The sequence below is a fragment of the Actinokineospora auranticolor genome, from assembly GCF_002934265.1.
Classification (GTDB): domain Bacteria; phylum Actinomycetota; class Actinomycetes; order Mycobacteriales; family Pseudonocardiaceae; genus Actinokineospora; species Actinokineospora auranticolor.
The window spans coordinates 203746-221802 of the sequence record NZ_PTIX01000002.1; the positions used below are offsets into that span (position 1 = coordinate 203746).

At 70.4% G+C, this 18057-nt stretch carries 19 protein-coding genes; 7 read left to right on the forward strand and 12 right to left on the reverse strand.

Features of this window, described 5'->3' with window-relative positions; all coding sequences use genetic code 11:
* Window positions 1-24: 24 nt before the first annotated feature.
* The 7 genes from CLV40_RS04350 to CLV40_RS04380 form a co-directional block, all read right to left on the reverse strand.
* Entirely contained in the window at window positions 25-1023 is a 999-nt protein-coding gene (locus tag CLV40_RS04350) for an ABC transporter ATP-binding protein (protein WP_104477177.1), read from the reverse strand.
* A complete protein-coding gene (locus CLV40_RS04355) occupies window positions 1016-2050 on the reverse strand; it encodes an ABC transporter ATP-binding protein (protein WP_104477179.1) in 1035 nt (344 codons plus the stop codon). The genes CLV40_RS04350 and CLV40_RS04355 overlap by 8 nt, the downstream gene beginning before the upstream one ends.
* 7 nt (window positions 2051-2057) lie before the next feature.
* On the reverse strand, window positions 2058-3020 hold the full coding sequence (locus tag CLV40_RS04360) for an ABC transporter permease (protein ID WP_104477181.1): 963 nt from the start codon (window positions 3018-3020) through the stop codon (window positions 2058-2060).
* Window positions 3013-3942 carry an ABC transporter permease gene (locus CLV40_RS04365; RefSeq protein WP_104477182.1) on the reverse strand — a complete coding sequence of 310 codons (930 nt, stop codon included), beginning with the start codon at window positions 3940-3942 and terminating at the stop codon, window positions 3013-3015. The genes CLV40_RS04360 and CLV40_RS04365 overlap by 8 nt, the downstream gene beginning before the upstream one ends.
* Before the next feature lie 76 nt (window positions 3943-4018).
* Window positions 4019-5662, reverse strand: coding sequence for a peptide ABC transporter substrate-binding protein (locus tag CLV40_RS04370; protein WP_245931054.1), 1644 nt, complete (start codon window positions 5660-5662; stop codon window positions 4019-4021).
* Window positions 5663-5971: 309 nt separating this feature from the next.
* On the reverse strand, window positions 5972-6934 hold the full coding sequence (locus CLV40_RS04375) for a Ppx/GppA phosphatase family protein (protein ID WP_104477186.1): 963 nt from the start codon (window positions 6932-6934) through the stop codon (window positions 5972-5974).
* Between the two features lie 289 nt (window positions 6935-7223).
* Entirely contained in the window at window positions 7224-8477 is a 1254-nt protein-coding gene (locus CLV40_RS04380) for a lytic transglycosylase domain-containing protein (protein WP_245931056.1), read from the reverse strand.
* A 262-nt stretch (window positions 8478-8739) separates the two neighbouring features.
* Between CLV40_RS04380 and CLV40_RS04385 the strand changes: the two genes are divergently transcribed.
* From CLV40_RS04385 to CLV40_RS04395, 3 genes are read left to right on the forward strand one after another with little or no spacing between them, the layout of a single operon-like run.
* The gene (locus CLV40_RS04385; protein ID WP_245931057.1) at window positions 8740-10377 is read left to right on the forward strand and encodes an acyl-CoA dehydrogenase family protein; all 1638 of its coding nucleotides are present in this window, start codon (window positions 8740-8742) and stop codon (window positions 10375-10377) included.
* A 32-nt stretch (window positions 10378-10409) separates the two neighbouring features.
* A complete protein-coding gene (locus tag CLV40_RS04390) occupies window positions 10410-11171 on the forward strand; it encodes a hypothetical protein (RefSeq protein ID WP_146107926.1) in 762 nt (253 codons plus the stop codon).
* Window positions 11172-11179: 8 nt separating this feature from the next.
* A complete protein-coding gene (locus CLV40_RS04395; RefSeq protein WP_146107927.1) occupies window positions 11180-11926 on the forward strand; it encodes a hypothetical protein in 747 nt (248 codons plus the stop codon).
* Here the strand turns inward: CLV40_RS04395 and CLV40_RS04400 are convergent.
* The 3 genes from CLV40_RS04400 to eno form a co-directional block, all read right to left on the reverse strand.
* Window positions 11900-12409: a DUF501 domain-containing protein gene (locus CLV40_RS04400; RefSeq protein WP_104477191.1), complete on the reverse strand. Its 510-nt coding sequence runs from the start codon at window positions 12407-12409 to the stop codon at window positions 11900-11902. The two genes, CLV40_RS04395 and CLV40_RS04400, sit on opposite strands and share 27 nt — an antisense overlap.
* Window positions 12406-12879: an FtsB family cell division protein gene (locus tag CLV40_RS04405; RefSeq protein WP_245931060.1), complete on the reverse strand. Its 474-nt coding sequence runs from the start codon at window positions 12877-12879 to the stop codon at window positions 12406-12408. The genes CLV40_RS04400 and CLV40_RS04405 overlap by 4 nt, the downstream gene beginning before the upstream one ends.
* 73 nt (window positions 12880-12952) lie before the next feature.
* Window positions 12953-14242: a phosphopyruvate hydratase gene (eno, locus tag CLV40_RS04410; RefSeq protein WP_104477193.1), complete on the reverse strand. Its 1290-nt coding sequence runs from the start codon at window positions 14240-14242 to the stop codon at window positions 12953-12955.
* Window positions 14243-14444: 202 nt separating this feature from the next.
* Between eno and CLV40_RS04415 the strand changes: the two genes are divergently transcribed.
* The 4 genes from CLV40_RS04415 (at window position 14445) to CLV40_RS04430 (ending at window position 16262) form a co-directional block, all read left to right on the forward strand.
* Window positions 14445-14831: a tetratricopeptide repeat protein gene (locus CLV40_RS04415; RefSeq protein ID WP_104477195.1), complete on the forward strand. Its 387-nt coding sequence runs from the start codon at window positions 14445-14447 to the stop codon at window positions 14829-14831.
* A 98-nt stretch (window positions 14832-14929) separates the two neighbouring features.
* Window positions 14930-15187, forward strand: a complete 258-nt coding sequence (locus CLV40_RS04420; protein ID WP_104477197.1) for a hypothetical protein — start codon at window positions 14930-14932, stop codon at window positions 15185-15187.
* Between the two features lie 59 nt (window positions 15188-15246).
* Window positions 15247-15855: a DddA-like double-stranded DNA deaminase toxin gene (locus CLV40_RS38750; protein WP_219823914.1), complete on the forward strand. Its 609-nt coding sequence runs from the start codon at window positions 15247-15249 to the stop codon at window positions 15853-15855.
* Entirely contained in the window at window positions 15852-16262 is a 411-nt protein-coding gene (locus CLV40_RS04430) for an Imm1 family immunity protein (protein WP_104477199.1), read from the forward strand. Before CLV40_RS38750 ends, CLV40_RS04430 begins: the two co-directional genes overlap by 4 nt.
* Here the strand turns inward: CLV40_RS04430 and CLV40_RS04435 are convergent.
* Entirely contained in the window at window positions 16255-17091 is an 837-nt protein-coding gene (locus CLV40_RS04435; protein WP_245931062.1) for a lytic transglycosylase domain-containing protein, read from the reverse strand. The genes CLV40_RS04430 and CLV40_RS04435 overlap by 8 nt on opposite strands.
* Window positions 17092-17216: 125 nt before the next feature.
* Entirely contained in the window at window positions 17217-18047 is an 831-nt protein-coding gene (locus tag CLV40_RS04440; RefSeq protein WP_104477785.1) for a class I SAM-dependent methyltransferase, read from the reverse strand.
* Window positions 18048-18057: the final 10 nt, after the last annotated feature.

The following is an 18057-nucleotide window of genomic DNA, read 5'->3' on the forward strand; positions in this document are numbered from 1 at the left end:
ACTCCCCTGAGCTGGGCCCCCGACTCAGGGAACGACCGACTTCTCCTCCGCGAAGTGGCAGGCGCTCGGGTGCGCGCCGACCCGGGTCATCAACTCGGGCTCCTCCTGCGCGCACACCTCCTGCGCCTTCCAGCAGCGCGTGCGGAACCGGCAACCCGACGGCGGGTCGACCGGGCTGGGCACGTCGCCCTCCAGCCGGATGATCTGCCGCTGGCCGCGCAGCTCCGGGTCGGGCACGGGCACCGCGGACAGCAGCGCCTGGGTGTACGGGTGCGTCGGGTGCTCGTAGAGCGCGGTCTCGTCGCCGATCTCCACGACCTTGCCCAGGTACATCACCGCGACCCGGTCGGACAGGTGGCGCACCACCGACAGGTCGTGGGCGATGAAGATGTACGACAGCCCGAACTCGTTCTGCAGGTCGCCCAGCAGGTTCATGACCTGCGCCTGGATCGAGACGTCCAGCGCGGACACCGGCTCGTCGCAGACGATCACCTTGGGCCGCAGGGCCAGCGCGCGGGCGATGCCGATGCGCTGGCGCTGGCCGCCGGAGAACTGGTGCGGGTACCGGTTGATGTGCTCGGGGTTGAGCCCGACCACGTCCAGCAGGTCCTGCACCTTCTTGCGCCGGTCGCCCTTGGGCGCCACCTCGGGGTGGATCTCGAACGGCTCGCCGACGATGTCGCCGACGGTCATCCGGGGGTTGAGCGAGGTGTACGGGTCCTGCAGCACGATCTGGATGTCGCGGCGCAGCTTGCGCAGCGCCGAACCCTTGAGCCCCAGGATCTCCTGGCCCTCGAACTTGACCGAACCGCCGGTCGCGGGCTCCAGTCGCATGAGGACCTGGGCCAGGGTGGACTTGCCGCACCCGGACTCGCCGACCACACCCAGGGTCTCGCCGCGCTTGAGGTCGAACGAGACGCCGTCGACCGCGCGCACGTGGCCGACGGTCCGCTTGAACAGCACGCCGACCCGCACCGGGAAGTGCTTGACCAGGTCGCGGACCTCGATGATGTTGTCACTCACCGGAGAGCAGCTCCTCGGCGAAGTGGCAGGCGCTGAGCCTGCCGGGGGCGGGCCGGTGCTGGGCGGGGACCTCGGTCTTGCACACGTCCTGCACGCGGGGACAGCGGGGGTGGAACGGGCAGCCGCTCGGGATGTTGATCAGGCTCGGCGGCAGGCCCTTGATGGTGTTGAGCTCGGTGCCCTTGAGGTCCAGCCGCGGCAGGGAGTCCAGCAGCGCCTGGGTGTAGGGGTGACCGGGCCGCCGGTAGAGCGAGATCGCGTCGGACTGCTCGACGATCCGCCCGGCGTACATGACCGCGATCCGGTCCGCCACCTCGGCGACCACGCCGAGGTCGTGGGTGATCAGGATCAGGCCCATGTGCCGCTCGACCTGGATCTCCTTGAGCAGGTCCATGATCTGCGCCTGGACCGTGACGTCCAGGGCGGTCGTGGGCTCGTCGGCGATCAGCATCTCCGGGTCCAGCGCCAGCGACATGGCGATCATCGCGCGCTGCCGCATGCCGCCGGAGAACTCGTGCGGGTACTGCCGCACGCGCCCCTTCGGGTTGGGGATCTTCACCAGGTCCAGCAGCTCGATGGCGCGCTTGCGGGCGTCCTTGCGGGACATGCCCCGCCGGACCCGCAGCTGCTCCTCGATCTGGAACCCGACGGTGAAAACCGGGTTGAGCGCGGAGAGGGCATCCTGGAAGATCATGGCGATGCCCGAGCCACGCACCTCCCGCCTGCGGTTGGTGCTCGCCCGCAACAGGTTCTCACCGTGGAAGCGGATCTCGCCCCCGGTGATCACCCCGGGAGGCATGTCGAGGATGCCCATGATGGTCTGCGCCGTGACGCTCTTGCCGGAGCCGGACTCACCGAGCACGGCGAGGGTTTCCCCCGCCTCGACCCGGTAGCTGACGCCGTTGAGCACCTTGGCCACACCGTCGCGGGTGCGGAACTCGACGAACAGGTCGTCGACCTCCAGCAGGGGCGCCCCGGGGACCGGTCCGGTCCTGCCCGGCGCGGGCTTGGTTGTGTTCGCGGACATCGTGTCGTTACCTCATCTTGGGGTCCAGCGCTTCGCGCACGGCGTCGCCGAGCATCACGAAGGCCAGCACGGTCGCGGTCAGGAAGGCCGCCGGGAACAGCAGCGTGTGCGGGGCGACGCGGATGACGTCGCGCGAGTCGGCGATCATCACGCCCCAGGACACCACCGGCGCGCGCAGACCGATGCCGAGGAACGACAGGGTCGCCTCGATGCCGATGAACGCGCCCAGCGCGATGGTCGCGTAGACCATCACCGGCGCGAGGGCGTTGGGCAGCATGTGCCGCAGGATGATCCGGGTGGAACTCGCGCCCAGTGCCCTGGCCGCCTTCACGTAGTCCTGCTGCTTGGCGGTGATGGCCGCGGACCGCATGATCCGCATGCACACCGGCCAGGACAGCACCGAGATCGACAGGATCACCAGGAACATGATCTCGGTGGCCGAGGTGGAGCCCGCGGCGCGGAAGCTGGACAAGATGATGATCGCGCCGAGCACGAACGGCAGACCGAAGAACACGTCGGCGATGCGCGACATGAGCCCGTCGATCCAGCCGCCGTAGAAACCGGCCAGCAGCCCGAGGGCGCCGCCGATCAGCACGGTCAGGATGGTCGACACGACCCCGACGATGATCGACGCGCGGGCACCGTAGATGACCCGGGCGAAGATGTCGGCACCCTGGTTGTCGTAGCCGAACCAGGCTTCGGCCGACGGCGCGTCGCGGCTGCGGCCGAGGTCCGCGTAGGTGGGGTCCACCGAGGTGAACAGCGACGGCCACGCGGCCATCAGCAGCACCAGGAGGATCAGCGCGGCGGAGACGATGAACAGCGGTCGCCTGCGCAGGTCGTACCAGGCGTCGGACGCGAGACTGCGGGGTTTGCCCGCCTTGGTCTCGATGTGCTCGGCGCCGGTGACGAACTCCCCGGCGGTCGAGGTGACCGCCGCGCCGGTTGCCGCGGTGCTCGGGTCAGTCATAGCGGATCCTTGGGTCGAGGACGGCGTAGAGCAGGTCTACCAGCAAGTTCGAGATCAGGTACACGATCACGAGCAGGGTGACCACACCCGTGACCGCGGCGCCGTCCTTGCCGAGGATGCCGTCGTAGACGAGGTTGCCGATGCCCTTGATGTCGAAGATGCCCTCGGTGACGATCGCGCCGCCCATAAGGGCGCCGAGGTCGGTCCCGAGGAACGTCACGACCGGGATGGCGGAGTTGCGGAGCAGGTGGACACCGACGACGCGGCGCTGCGGCAGGCCCTTGGCCACCGCCGTGCGGACGAAGTCGGCGCGTTTGTTCTCCGCGATCGAGGTGCGGGTCAACCGGGTCACGTACGCCATGGAGAGGCTGCCGAGCACGAAGCCCGGGGCTATCAGGTGCCCCCACGGCGCTGGTGATGCCGACACCGTCGTCTTGATCCAGTGCAGTTCGAAGCCGAGCACGATCTGCAGCACGAAGCCGGTGACGAAGACCGGCAGCGAGATCAGGAACAGCGTGGACACCAGGACGAGGTTGTCCAGGAAGCCGCGACCGCGCAGACCCGTGAGGATGCCCGCGGCCAGCCCGATGACGGCCTCGATGAGCAGCGCGACGACCGCGAGCCGCAGCGTGTTCGGGTACGCGTTGGCGATCAGCTCGCCGACCGAGACCTCCTTCGAGGTGATCCCGAAGTCGCCCTGCAGGAGGTTCAGCATGTACTTGCCGTACTGAACGATCAGCGGGTCGTCGAGGTTGAACTTCTCGGTCATCTTGGCGATGTACGCGGGCTCGCAGGGCCGCTCGCCGCACTTACCGGCGAACCGGTCGCCGGGCAGGCTCCAGACCAGCCAGTAGATCAGGAACGTGGTCCCGATGAACACCGGGACGAGCTGTAGTAGACGTCGGAGGACGTAGCGTCCCATTCGGATCTCCCAACCTGACTCCGGGCCGGGGATGCGGGATCGCCGCACCCCCGGCCCGGAGTGGCATTGGTGGTGACTACTTCTTCTTGACCGTCACCGTGGTGAGGTCGAGCTCGCGCAGGGAGCTCAGGCGCGCGTTGTCCAGCCGCTCGGACCAGCCGTACTGGGCGGTCTGGTTCCACAGCGGGATGACCGGCATGTCATCGCGCAGCAGCCGCTCGGCCTCCTGGTAGAGCTTGTTGGCCTCGTCGACGCTGGGCGCCGCGTCGGCCTTGGTCAGCAGCTCGTCGAGCTTCGGGTTGGTGTACTCACCGTCGTTGGAGGACGCCCCGGTCCGGTAGATCTGGTTCAGGAAGTTCTCGATCGACGGGTAGTCGGCGATCCAGCCCGACCGGAAGATCGCGGTCATCTTGCGGCCGTTGATCTGCTGGCGGGTCTCGGCGAAGGTCGGGATCGGCTCGTAGGTGCACTCGATGCCCAGCGCGTTCTTGATGCTGTTGCAGGTCGCGGTCATCCAGTCCTTGTGACCGCCGTCGGCGTTGGTCGAGAACTTGATCGCGCCCTTGAAGCCCGACTTGGCCAGGTACTCCTTGGCCTTCTCCGGGTTGTACACGCACAGCTCGCCGCACTGGTCCTTGGCGTAGCCGGGGACCGCCGGGTTCACCCAGCCGTCGGCCGGGATGCGGGTGCCGTCGAAGATCTTGTCGACGATCGACTTGCGGTCGATGGCCAGCGAGATGGCCTTGCGCAGGTCGGGGTTCTGGTAGGTCGGGTCGTACAGCGGGAAGGTGACCGTCTGGTTGCCCATGTACGGCGTCGAGCCGTTGCGGCCCTCGAGGTCCTGCTTGTACTTGCCGCCCGCGATGCCGGTCGGCGGGACGGTGTCGAGGAAGTCCAGGTCACCCGAGACGACCGAGGCGTAGGCGGCCTCGTTGGACTCGTAGATCTTGAAGGTGAGGTCCTTGAACTTCGCCTTGTCCGCGCCCTTGTAGTCGTCGTTGCGCGTCAGCTTAATCTCGGTGTTCGGCTTGCGCGAGACGAACTTGAACGGCCCGTTGCCGATCGGCTTGGCCTCGAACGCCTTGGGGTCGCTGAAGAACGAGTCCGGCAGCGGGAAGAACGGGTTGTAGCCCAGCTTCAGCGGGAACACCGCGAACGGGGAGGCCAGGGTGACCTCGAAGGTCGTGTCGTCGACGACCTTCAGGCCCGACATCTTGTCGGTGGTCGGCTGCGGCGCCTTCTGCGGGCCCGCGGTGCCGTCCGGGTCCTCGGTGTGCACGTCCTTGTAGCCCTGGACCTGCTCGAAGAACGAGCCGTTCTGCTGGCCGTTGGGGCTGTAGGCGGTGTAGTTCCACGCGTCGACGAAGTTCTTCGCCTTGACGTCGGTGCCGTCGTGGAACTTCCAGCCCGCCTGGATCTTGATCGTGTAGACCTTGGAGTCGGTGGTCTTGATCTCCTGGGCCATGGCGTTCTTGGACTCGCCGGTGACCGGGTCGTAGGTGGTCAGACCGGTGAACAGCGCCCGGACCACCTTGGAGCCGCCGGTCTCGTTCGTGTTGCCCGGCACGAGCGGGTTCTCCGGCTCGGTGCCGAACGCCGACAGGGCGCCGTCCGGGTCGGCGGTGCTGCCGCCGCCGCTTCCGGTCGAGCCGTTGCCGCCGCCGCTGTTCTCGCTGTCGCCACCGCAGGCGGTGAGGGTCAACGCGAGTGCAAGCGACATCGCCGATGCCGCTATCCAGCGTGGTTTCCGCATGGGTCTCCTCCCAGGCTAGTTCGACGTGCTCGGGCTTGGTCCGCCGACGGCTCCGTCGATCACGAAGCGGAACCGCCCGCTCCGAAAGTGAGTGGAAGTTAACCGGAGGGGCGAGACGACTGGCGATCACTGACGTCACAAACGAGTCACAATCACCCCCGATTCAACCATTTGGGGGATAGTTAGATCGACAAGTGACCGCTAGTCGAACAGTTCCTTGTGTCATTTAGATGTCAAGCTGATCAGCGCTGGTGCGCTGGGGAATGTCACTCTCGGTCAGCGGGGCCCGGCGATCGACAGCGCGATGCCGTCGAGGATGTCGTGCTCGCTGACCAGTAGATCTGTGATCTCACTCTCTTCGAAGACGGTGCGGGCCAGGGCGCGCACGATGATCGCGCCCCCGCCGATGACATCCACCCGACCGGGGTGCATGGCACCGAGGGCGGCCCGCTCCGCCCGCTTCAGACTGAGCAAGTCCGCCGTGACCCGCCACAGCTGGCGCGAGTCGAGCCGGGCGTGGTGGATCCGCTCGGGGTCGTATTCGGGCAGGCCCAGGGCCACCGCGGCCATCGTGGTGACGGTACCGGCGACGCCGACCAGGGTGCGCGCCCCGGCCAGCGGCACCGCCGCGTAGGCCTCGGCGAGCACCCGCTCGGCGATGTCGCCCGCGTCCTGCTGCTGGCGCTTCGACGGCGGGTCCTGGCTCAGCGCCCGCTCGGTGAGCCGCACGCAGCCGATGTCGACCGACTTGGCCGCCTCGACGTGCGCGTGGGTGCCGTCCCAGGTGCCGCGCACCAGCTCGGTGGAGCCACCGCCGACGTCGGCGACGAGGAACGGGCCGTCGTCGGGGTCGAGGTCGCCGACAGCGCCGGTGAAGGACAGCCTGGCCTCCTCGTCACCGCTGATGACCTCGGCCTCCGCGCCGAGCACCGCCTTGGTCATGGCGAAGAACTCGTCGCGGTTGTCCGCGTCGCGGGTGGCCGAGGTGGCCACCATGCGCACGTCGCGCACGCCCTTGCGGACCAGCACGGCGGCGTAGTCGGCCAGCGCGACCCGGGTGCGCTCCAGCGCCTCCGGGGCCAGCCGACCGGTCGCGTCCACGCCCTGGCCCAGCCGCACGACCCGCATCTCCCGGTGCAGGTCCCGCAGCACCGGGACGCCGTCGTGGCGCTCGGTGACCTCGGCGACCAGCAACCGGATCGAGTTCGTGCCGCAGTCGATGGCGGCGACCCTGTTCATGGCACCCACCTGTTCATGCCCCGCAGCCTAGAACGTCACCGTTCACGGCCCGCGTCGAGCACTCCACAACCGCGCGCACGTGCATTTGATGTCCACACCCGGACCAGTGTGGATCGTCGTTCGGCAATTCTGGTAATTCTGTGAATTGGACGCAAAGAATAAACCGCCTCACTGTTGGTGAGGCGGCTTATCCACTGTCCAGGTGGAATGGACCGTGTGGACTCGGACGGTCGGACTGGCACGAACGGACCAGGCCGACCGTCGCCCCCCGCGGTCGCGGGGCGTCCGGTCAGGGCTGCGGCGTGCTGGTGGCGCTGACGCTCGACCCGGCGGCGGGGGACGTGGTCTGCGCGGCGCAGGGGTCCGGCACGGCGGGCGTGGTGGTCGGCGTCGGGGTGGTCGTCTGCGACGGGGTCGCGCCGGGGCACGACGGCGTGGTGGTCGTCGTGGTCGGCGGGGTGGTCGTCGTCGTGGTGGTCGTGGTGGTGGTCGTCGTGGTCGTGGTCGTCGTGGTCGTGGTCGTCGTGGTGGTGCTCGACGGCGGCGACGTGGTCGACGAGCCGGGCGCGGGCGTGGTGGTGCCCGCGGGCGGCGGCGTGCTCGGGTGCTGCGTCGGGTTGACGCCGGGCACCGGCGAGACGGCGACGGTGGAGCCCGGCAGGCCGCCCGGAGGCAGCGCGAGCTCGATGGACCGGTCGACCGGGTCGCTCGGCATCGGCGTGACGCCCCGGGCGTACGAGTCGGCCCAGAGCAGCACGGTGCGCACGTAGCTGTCGGAGTGGTTGTAGCGGAAGACCGCCGTCGCGCGCTGGCGCGGGTCGGACACGTCCAGGCCGCCGGAGCACAGGTACTTGCCCGCGCCGAGCGCCGCGTCCCAGACGTTGTTCGGGTCGGTCTGGCCGTCGGCGTTGCCGTCGGCCGCGTAGCCGCGCCAGGTGGACGGGATGAACTGCATCGGGCCGACCGCGCGGTCCCAGCGGGCGTCGCCGTCGTAGCGGCCGCCGTCGGTGTCGGAGATCGCGGCGAAGCCGCCGCCGTTGAGCACCGGGCCCAGGATCGGGGTGGCCGTGCGGCCGTTCGCGTCCACCCGACCGCCGCGGGCGTGGTTGGACTCGATCCGGCCGATGCTGGCCAGCAGGGGCCAGTCGAGCTTGCAGCCGGGCGTGGTCACCGCGAGCGTGCCCGCGGCGCGCATGTACGCCTCCAGCATCACCGACGGGATGTTGGAGCCGCTGTTGGGTAACGGCGTGATCGCCGGGCCGCCGTTGTAGGCGAGCAACTGGGGGTTGGCGGCCAGCGCCAGGATCTGCTCGCTGAGCCGCTGGTTCACGGGTTTGGAGCCGTCCGCGCCGACGTCGGCGGGGTCGGTGAGCCCGGGCAGGCCGCCGCCCGCCTGGCCCGCGAGCGCGTACTCGCCGCTCTCCGCCCACTGCACGGGTTCACCGGCGACGACGGGCACCAGCAGCAGCGCTCCCGCCGCCGCGGCCACCCCCCGCTTCCGCCTGTCCCGCCGCCGGTGCTTGCCTGCCCTGCGTGCGCTCACCGTGAAAAACCGCCCCTCGAACCGTTGTGCTTCCGCCGGCTCCCGCCGACCCGTCCTCCGCGCCTGTCCCGGCCATCTACCCTGCCGCATCTCGAGCCCGGAGTCATGGTCGTCGGGGCGCTCGGGCACAGATGTCGTCACCCGCCGCCCGTTCGGCCGTTCCCTGTTAACCCGGACGTTCAAGTTGTGGCCCAGTTGTCCGTGACTGGGACGTAACGCTGCGGGGTGCCGGTTGCCCCGCAGCTGAGGTTACCCTCGAGTAGTGATCCCCGGTCCGCCACCAGTTGCCACTCACGAGGTCACCAACCAGCCCCCTCCCCTGCATCGCCACGACCCCCTCGGGTGTGACCCGACCCTGGTCACAGCCGTGCGCGCGTTCGGGTCCGACGACGTGGTGGCGTCGCTGGCGGGCGTCGCGGCGGACGCCGGGTCGGCCGAGGCGCGCGAACACGGCAGGCTCGCCGACGCGCACCCGCCGGTCCTGCGCACGCACGACCGGTACGGCAACCGGGTGGACGAGGTGGAGTTCCACCCCTCCTGGCACTGGCTGATGGCGCGCGCGGTGGGGCACGGGCTGCACGCCGCGCCGTGGGCGCCGGACGCGGGCCCGCACGCCCACCTGCGCCGGGCGGCGGCGTTCACCGTGTGGTCGAGGGTCGAGGCGGGCCACGGGTGCCCCATCTCGATGACGTACGCGGCCGTGCCCGCCCTGCGCCACGCGCCGGAACTCGCGGCGCGGTACGAGCCGGGGCTGCGGTCGCCGGTGTACGACCCGGGGTTGCGGGAGCCCGGCGGCAAGGCCGGGCTGCTGGCGGGCATGTCGATGACCGAGAAGCAGGGCGGCTCGGACGTCCGCGCGAACACGACGACCGCGACCCCGCTGGCGGACGGGACGTACTCGCTGGTGGGGCACAAGTGGTTCACCTCGGCGCCGATGAACGACCTGTTCTTGGCGCTGGCGCGGGCCCCCGGGGGTCTGACGTGCTTCGTCCTGCCGCGCGTGCTGCCGGACGGGCGCCGCAACGCGCTGCGGTTGCAGCGGTTGAAGGACAAGCTGGGCAACCGGTCCAACGCCTCGGCGGAGATCGAGTACACGGGGGCGGTCGGCTGGCGCGTCGGCGACGAGGGTCGGGGGGTGCGGACCATCATCGAGATGGTCACGATGACCCGGCTGGACTGCGTGCTGGGCTCGACGGCGGGCATCCGCGCCGCGCTGACGGAGGCGGCGCACCACGCGGCCCACCGGTCGGCGTTCGGGGCGGTGCTGCGCGACCAGCCCGCGATGTCGGCGGTGCTGGCGGACCTGGCCGTGGAGTCGGACGCGGCGACGGTGCTGGCGATGCGCCTGGCGTCCGAAGTGGACAAGTCAGGCCCGCTGCTGCGGCTCGCGCTGCCCGCGGCGAAGTTCTACGTCTGCAAGCGGGCGCCCGCGGTGGTCGCCGAGGCGTTGGAGTGCCTGGGCGGCAACGGGTACGTGGAGGAGTCGGGGATGCCCCGGCTGTACCGGGAGGCGCCGCTGATGTCGATCTGGGAGGGGTCGGGCAACGTCACGGCCCTGGACGTGCTGCGCGCCGTGGAACGCGAACCGTCCTCTGTGGATGCACTGGTGGCGGAGCTGGAGCTCGGCGCCGACCGTCGGCTGGACGATGCGGTGTCAGCCCTGCGCGCGGAGCTGGCGGCGGCGGAACCCGCGCGAGCGCGGGCGCTGGCGGAACGGATCACGCTGTGCCTCCAGGCGAGCCTGCTGGTGCGGCACGTACCGGAGGTCGCCGAGCCCTTCATCGCCACCAGGTTGGCGGAAGGGGGTCGGATCATGGGAGCGCTGCCGCGCGGCGTCGACACGGCCGCGCTGGTGGACCGGGTGACACCGGATCCGGGACAGTTTCCGGTCAAGGAGTAATGGATCGGTAGCGCTCGGCGACCTTGTCGACTGTGAGCGCAGTCGGACCTGGGCAGCAACCACCGAACCAACCGGTGGGTCGGGGCGGGGTGGTCCTCGCGGCGACCGGCCTTCTCGCGGACGCCGCCGCGGTCGCGGGGCTGTTCGCGGAGAGCCCGCGGGCGTTGGTGCTGATCGCCGCGGTGCTGGCCCTGGTGCTGGGCGGCTGGCTGGGTGTGCGGTTGTGGGGCAGGCCGTTCGGCTTCACCGCGGTGCTGACGCTGTTCAGCGTGCTCGCGGGCATCGTCCTGATCGCCGTCGCGGCGGCGCTACCGGCGGAGGACGCGGTCGCCGAGGACTCCGGCGGCGGCACGACCACCAAGCAGAACCGCACAACGGACCCCGACGCGCCCGAATCGGTCACCACGACCAAACCCCCCACCGCCGGACACCAGCCGAAGGCGCTGGAGGTCAAACTCGACTACGGGGTCGGCGCCGACGTCGACGGCGCCAAACCGACGCTGACGCGCACACAGCGCCCGACCGGCGACATCGACATCTCCATGACCGACATCGGCCTGATCTACACCACCGGCGACGGCTTCGTCGCCTACAACGGCAAACTCTCGGACGCCGAGTCCACCTGCGCGAACGCGCTCACCGACGAAGTGACCAAGTGGGAACGCGAACTGCTCGCCGTCCCCGGCACGCGGTACTGCTTCGCCACCTCGCAGGGCCGCACCGGCCTCCTGGAGATCACCGGCGCCCCGGGCGCGGGCGGCGCCCAACTGGAACTGGCCATCCGGGTCTGGTGAGGAGCACTGTGGAACACGGGTACCCGCAGCCACCGAGACCGCCGGACCCCCGGGTGGGCCGGGCAGGCGTGCTGCTGGTGGTCATCGGCATCATCGCCGACGCCACCGCGCTGGTCGGCCTGTGGTCGGCCAAGCCACTGGCGCTGGTCCTGGTGGCCGCGTTCCTGGCGCTGGCCCTGGGCGTCTGGCTGATGATCCGGCTGTGGGGCGGGCGGTTCGGCGTCGCGGTGCTGATGGCGCAGCTCTGCGTGATCGCGAGCGTGGTGCTCGGCGCGATCGCGGTCACCCTGCCCACGGACGAGTCGACAGCCGATCCCGGCGGCACCGCGACCGGCTCGAAGCACCAGCCCACCGAACCCGGGTCCACCACCGAAACCGACGCCCCCGGGTCGAACCTGCGGGTGCGACTCGGCGGTGGCACCGGCACCGATGTCGACAGCGGCTCCCCGAAGGCGCGACGGGTGACCGGTGTCGCCGAGGACATCGACCTGTACTTCGCCGAGGGCAACTACTTCAAGACCACCGGCATGGGTTTCATCAACTACCGCGAATCCGATGGCAACGCGCAGAGCACCTGCGCGTACTCGCTCAAGGACAAGGTCGCCAAGTGGGAGTACCTCCCCACCCCGCAGATCGACGTGGAGTTCTGCTTCGCCACCTCGGACGGCAGAGTGGGGTGGCTGCGGGTCGAGGGGATCACCTCCCCCGGTCCTGATAGCGACGGCGAGCTAGAGCTGTCCGTCCGCGTCTGGTGAGGCGCACTCGCCCAGTGGCCACGACCCGGCCAGCAGGGCGATCGCCTCGTCCCCGAACGGGTTCACGCCCGGGCCCACGGCCAGCGAGTGCGCGACCAAGGCGTGCAGGCACTTGACCCGGCCCGGCATGCCGCCCGCCGTCACCTGCGTGCCCAGCGTCTCGATGGCGTCCCGCTCGGCCAGGTACGACTCGTGCGCGCGCAGGTAGTGGGCAGCCAGTTCCGGGTCCGTCGACAGGCGCTCGGTCATCTCGCGCATGAGGCCGGTGGTTTCCAGGGTGCTGATCGCCGCCGCGAGCTTGGCGCAGGTCAGGTAGTACAGCGTGGGGAACGGCGTGCCGTCCTCCAGCTTCGGGTTGGTCTGGATGACCGCCGGGTGGCCGCTCGGGCAGCGGGCGGCGACGGCGCGGATGGCGCGGGGGGTGCGGCCGAGCTGGGCGGCGACGGTGGCGCGGTCCTGCTCGGTGACGGCCTCGAGGGTCATCGGCCCGCCCCGGTGACGGAGTCCCACAGGTTCTCGTACCAGGACTGCTGGGGCACCGGCTGGGTCGTGGCGTGTTCGTCCTCGGTACCGGCGGCGCCCGGGGGCAGCTCGACCAGGTACGGCGTCTCTCCCGGCATCACGTACTTCAGTCTCTCGCGGGCCTGGGCGCGCACCTGCTCCGGGTCGGCCAACCGCTCCTTGCGCTTCACCAGCTCGTCGTACTGCCTGCGCAGTTCGGCCTGCTTCTGCTCCACGACCTCGACCTCGGAGCGCTGCGACAGGTAGTTGCGCAGCGGCACCGCGACGCTCAGCGCCAAGGCGCAGACCACGGTGGCGACCACGGCCGCGCGCCGGGTGGTGGCCAGGCCCAGCACGCCGCCGCGCTTGCGCAGCTTCTGCTGGGCCGCCTGCCGCACCTGGCGCACCGCGCGCGGCTTCTCCTTGTCCGGTGCGGTCGGGCGCGTCCGCACGCGCTCGGGTCTGCGGGCGACGGATCCCCGTCGCCCGCGACCGCCGCGTTCGGTGCCACGCCCGACCATCGGCTCAGGACTCCGTCGGGGTGAAGCGCGGGAAGGCGAGGTCGCCCGCGTACCGGGCGGCGTCGCCCAGGGTCTCCTCGATGCGCAGCAGCTGGTTGTACTTGGCGGTGCGCTCGCCGCGGGCCGGGGCGCCGGTCTTGATCTGGCCGACGCCGGTGGCCACGGCCAGGTCGGCGATGGTGGTGTCCTCGGTCTCGCCGGAGCGGTGGCTCATCATGCTGCGGTAGCCGTAGGAGGTGGCCAGGGTGACCGCGTCGAGGGTCTCGGACAGGGTGCCGATCTGGTTGACCTTCACCAGCAGCGCGTTGGCGGCGCGGCGGGCGATGCCCTCCTCCAGCCGGTCGGGGTTGGTGACGAACAGGTCGTCGCCGACGAGCTGCACGCGCTCGCCGATCTCGGCGGTGAGCCGGACCCAGCCGTCCCAGTCGTCCTCGGCCAGCGGGTCCTCGATGGACACCAGCGGGTAGGCGTCGACCAGCTCGGTGTAGTACGCGGTCAGCTGCTCGGCGCTCTTCTTGGCACCCTCGAACTTGTACGCGCCGTCGGCGTAGAACTCGGTGGCGGCCACGTCCAGGGCGAGCGCGATGTCGCGGCCCGCGGTGTAGCCCGCCTTCTCGATGGCGACCAGGATCAGGTCCAGCGCCTCGCGGTTGTTGCCCAGGCTCGGGGCGAAGCCGCCCTCGTCGCCGAGGCCGGTGGCCAGACCCTTGGCCTTGAGCACCGACTTGAGCGAGTGGTAGACCTCGGTGCCCCAGCGCAGCGCCTCGCGGAAGCTCTCCGCGCCGATCGGCGCGATCATGAACTCCTGGATGTCCACGTCGGTGTCGGCGTGCGCGCCGCCGTTGAGGATGTTGAGCATCGGCACCGGCAGCACGTGCGCGTTCGGGCCGCCCAGGTAGCGGAACAGCTCCAGGCCGCTGGACTCGGCGGCGGCCTTGGCCACGGCCAGCGACACGCCGAGGATGGCGTTGGCGCCGAGGCGGGACTTGTCCTGGGTGCCGTCGAGGTCGACCAGCTTCTGGTCGACGATGCGCTGGTCGACCGCGTCCACGCCGGCCAGCTCGGGGCCGATCTCGTCGAGCACGGCGGTGACGGCCTTCTCCACGCCCTTGCCGAAGTACCGGTTGGCGTCGCCGTCGCGCAGCTCCACGGCCTCGTGCTCACCGGTCGAGGCGCCGGAGGGCACCGCGGCGCGGGCGAGGGTGCCGTCGTCCAGCGCGACCTCAACCTCCACGGTGGGGTTGCCCCGCGAGTCCAGGATCTCGCGCGCGCCGACCTGCTCGATGACAGCCACGTGGTGCTCCTCACAAACCGTTCAACCAGTCCCCGACGAGCCTAGCGGTGCGGGTGGGTGGCCGGCGGGCATCGCGGGAGGGGGATCGCTCACAGCCGGTCAGCGTTTTGTCGGACCGCCGAATAGCCGTGTCGCCGAACAGTGGGGTGCGACGGCCTTGGGGTCGAGGAACAGGGCTCCCGCGCGTAATGTTGATCTGACTATGACCCAGGACCAGGGCAGCACGTTCGACGCGTTCCGCCACGCGGAGTCACTGGTGGCGCAGCGCAGGCCGCTCGACGCCCTGGTCGCCCTCGGTCCCGTGCTCGACGCCGAACCGGACGCCCCCAGCGTGCACCTGCTCGCGGGCCGCGCGTACCTGGGCTCCGCCCAACTCCGGCGCGCGGAGACCGCGTTCCTGCGGGTACTGGAACTGGATCCGACGGACCACTACGCCCGCTTCGCCCTGGGCAAGACCCTGCAGCGGCAGAGCAGGCTGACCGAGGCCCAGACCCAACTGCGCATCGCGGTCGCGATGAACCCCCTGCCCGAGTACCAGGAGGCGCTGGGCGAGGTCAACGCCAGGATCGCCGTGGACCGCGACCGCTGAGGGCGGCGGTTCTCGGCCATCACCGCGAGTAGGCGGGCGGCGTCGGAGAAGATATCCCGGTCGGGGCACACCGAACGGCCGACGGGAGAATCCGGAGGATGAGCATCCAAGACCAGGCCCAGCAGCTCGCGGGACTAGCCGACCGCCTCCCCACGGGTGGCATCCAGCAGCTCAACAACGAATTGCAGCAGATCGGCCAACAGGTCTCCAGCCTCCTGGGCCAGACCCAGAGCGCCAACGCGGTCCACTCGATCCTGTCCCAAGCCCAGAACGTGGCCAACGACCTCGGCCAACTGCTGGAACAGGCCCGAACCGAGATAACCAACGCCGCCCACCACCACCTCAGCGCGGGGTGATCCCGGCGGCAGCCGCCCGACTGGGCGAGCTGCGCACCAAGGTCCCGATCAAGGCGGCGGTGGACATCGCCGCCGAGATCGAGTCCACCGGGCACAGGGTCGCCGACCTGGTCGGCGACCACCGCCTGCTCGACACCTTGCGCAGGGCCCTGACCACCGCGGACAGGCTGGTCGAAACCCTGCGCCACCTCCACGACGCCTTGGTCAAGACCGCCACTCACCACGGCGCGGGCAGTTCGACATCGGCACCTGCCGAAGCCCGACCACCCGCGCTCCCCAAACCGCCCGTGCCAGGGCGGACGCACGGACAGTGGGTCGACCGGAACGGGGACACGGTGGCACTGGTGAACGGCAAGAACGGCGCCTACTACGAGACCGCGAAGGAACAAGCTCGGCGACTCGGGTTGACTCAGGGCAGGCCCACCGGCGAAGCCGCCATCGCACGGCACGTGGAGGTGCAGTTCGCCTGCCGGATGGCTGCGGAGGGGCTGCGCGACGAGACGATCGAGATCAATCGCCCGGTGTGCGGCACCACGCCGAATGATCGGGATCGCCCGAACACCTGCGATCGCTGGCTCGACCACTTCCTGCCCGAAGGAAGCACGCTGACGGTGAAGGACGGAACCTCTCCAGAGGGCCGCCGCTACAGGGGACGGACGCGGACATGACGATCGAAGTCGGCTGGGGCATCGACCACGCGGACGGCACGTTCGGCGGGGATCGGATGTCGCTGCGCACCGCGGCCGATGTGGAGGAGTTCGTGCGGCGGTTGGGTGGCGACGGCGCCGGGGTGGCGTGGGTGAACCACAAGGGACGGTCGCTGTGGAACGCCGAGCTGGGAATACCCGACCACGAGGTCTTCGCCGCGGTCTATGCCGGGTTCGGGTACTTCAGCTACCAGGACCCAACAGTGGACAAGTGCTACCCGGTCGGGCTCCCCGACTCCCCCGAGGTCGAGTACGACGACGATGACTTCCCACCCGGGTCCGGGGTCAGCACAACGCTGCTCACCCGAGCGGTAGCGGAGTTCCTGGCCACCAAAGCCCGCCCAACCTGTCTCGACTGGACTAGTTGAGCCCTGCCGCCTTCGTCGCGTAGGCCGCGGCTCCGCTGTAGACGTCGCGGCCGTATTTCAGGGATTCGTTGTAGGTCAGGATTGCTTTCCACCAGCCTTCGCCGGTGGCCAGGTTGCCGCCGCTGGCGCAGAGGTAGTGGGCGGCGGTCAGGGCGGCGTCGTCCACGTCTTGGGGGTTGGGGGTGGCGCCGTCGTCGCCTGCGCGGAGGGCGTAGCGCTTCCAGGTGCTGGGGAGGAACTGCATCGAGCCGACCGCGCGGTCCCACTGCGCGTCGCCGTCGAGGGTGCCCTTGTCCGTGTCGGGGATGGCCTGCACGCCCGGGGACCCGTCCAGGGGGACGCCGATGATCGGTTCGGACAGCTTGCCGTCCTCGGCGATCGCGGTCCCGCCGTACCGGCCGTGGTGCGACTCGACGCGGCCGACGCCCGCGAGGGTGTTCCAGGTGAGGCCGCAGTCCGGGGCGCGTTCGCGCATGTCCGCCTCGGCGTTGAGGTACGCGATCAGCGTGCGGGCCGGGATGTCGGTCTGCTCCGACAGCCGCCGGGCCCAGTCCCGCTGGTCGACGCCCGCGGGCACGCCGACCGCGGGCGGCACCGGGGTGTCCCGCGCTACGTCCAGCGCGGGCACGGTGAACCGGGGCCGCGGCGGCGGGGGCTTGGCGTCCTTCGACGCCGCGATCACCCACACCGCGGCCGCCGCCGAGGCGAACAGCAGTGCGACCACCGCCAGCCGCAGCACCACCCGCAGTCCCCGCCGCCGCGGCGGCTCGGGGGCCGGGTGCAGGGCGAGGGACAGCGTGGTCGGCTGGGGGGTCGGGGAAGCGGCCACGAAATCAGGCTACGTGCTCACCGCGGCGCGCCGCCCCAGCCCAGGTCGATTGGGCCTTTCGCACCCGCGCTGACCAGCCCCGACTCCGCCGAAAAGCACAAACCTCACAGAGAGTCCGGTATCGACTACCGAACCGCCTGCAGGGCGTAGATGAACGGCAGCCGGGGCGCCTCCTCCGGGAGGGCGAACCAGCCGCCGTCCGAGGTCATGGTCGACCAGCGCGGCCACGGCAACTGCTCCGTCTCCCGCAGCCTGGTGATCCGCAACCCGGCGTCGACCAGGGCGTTCACCACGTCCCCGAGCCCGTGCTGCCACTCGTAGGACACCTTCGCCACCGTCAACTCCGGACCGTCCGTGTAGGTCCGGCTCGCGTCCCGCTCGACCGGGCCGCGGCCGGACAGGTAGTCGTGGCGCAGCAGCAGGGCCTCGCTGCCGTCCGGCGGCGGGACCGGGCTCAGCGCGTTGAGCAGCGGGTGGAACTCGACCACGTACACCTGCCCGCCCGGCCGCAGCAGCGCCGCCACCTGCTCGGCCCACGCCGCCAGGTCGGGCACGTAGCAGAGCGCGCCCTTGCCCGTGTAGACCACGTCGAACCGCTCACGCCCCAACGCCTCCGCCGCGTCGTGCACGTCCGCGTGCACGTACGCCACGGACACACCCTTGTCCGCCGCGATCTCCCGCGCGGCGCGCACCGACTCCGCCGAGATGTCCAAGCCGACCACGCGCGCACCGCGGGCCGCGATGGCCACGGTCTCCGCGCCAATGTGGCACTGGAGGTGGGCCACGTCCCGACCGGCCAGGTCACCGAGGTCGTCCCACTCGAACTCGGCGAACCAGACCTCCGGGTCGCGGTTGGGCACGTCGTAGAACTGGGACGCCACGTGGATCGGGGTGCGGGCGTCCCAGTTGGCCTCGTTGGCCGCGATCATCCGGGCGGTGTCGGAGTCGAATTCCATGATCGTGATC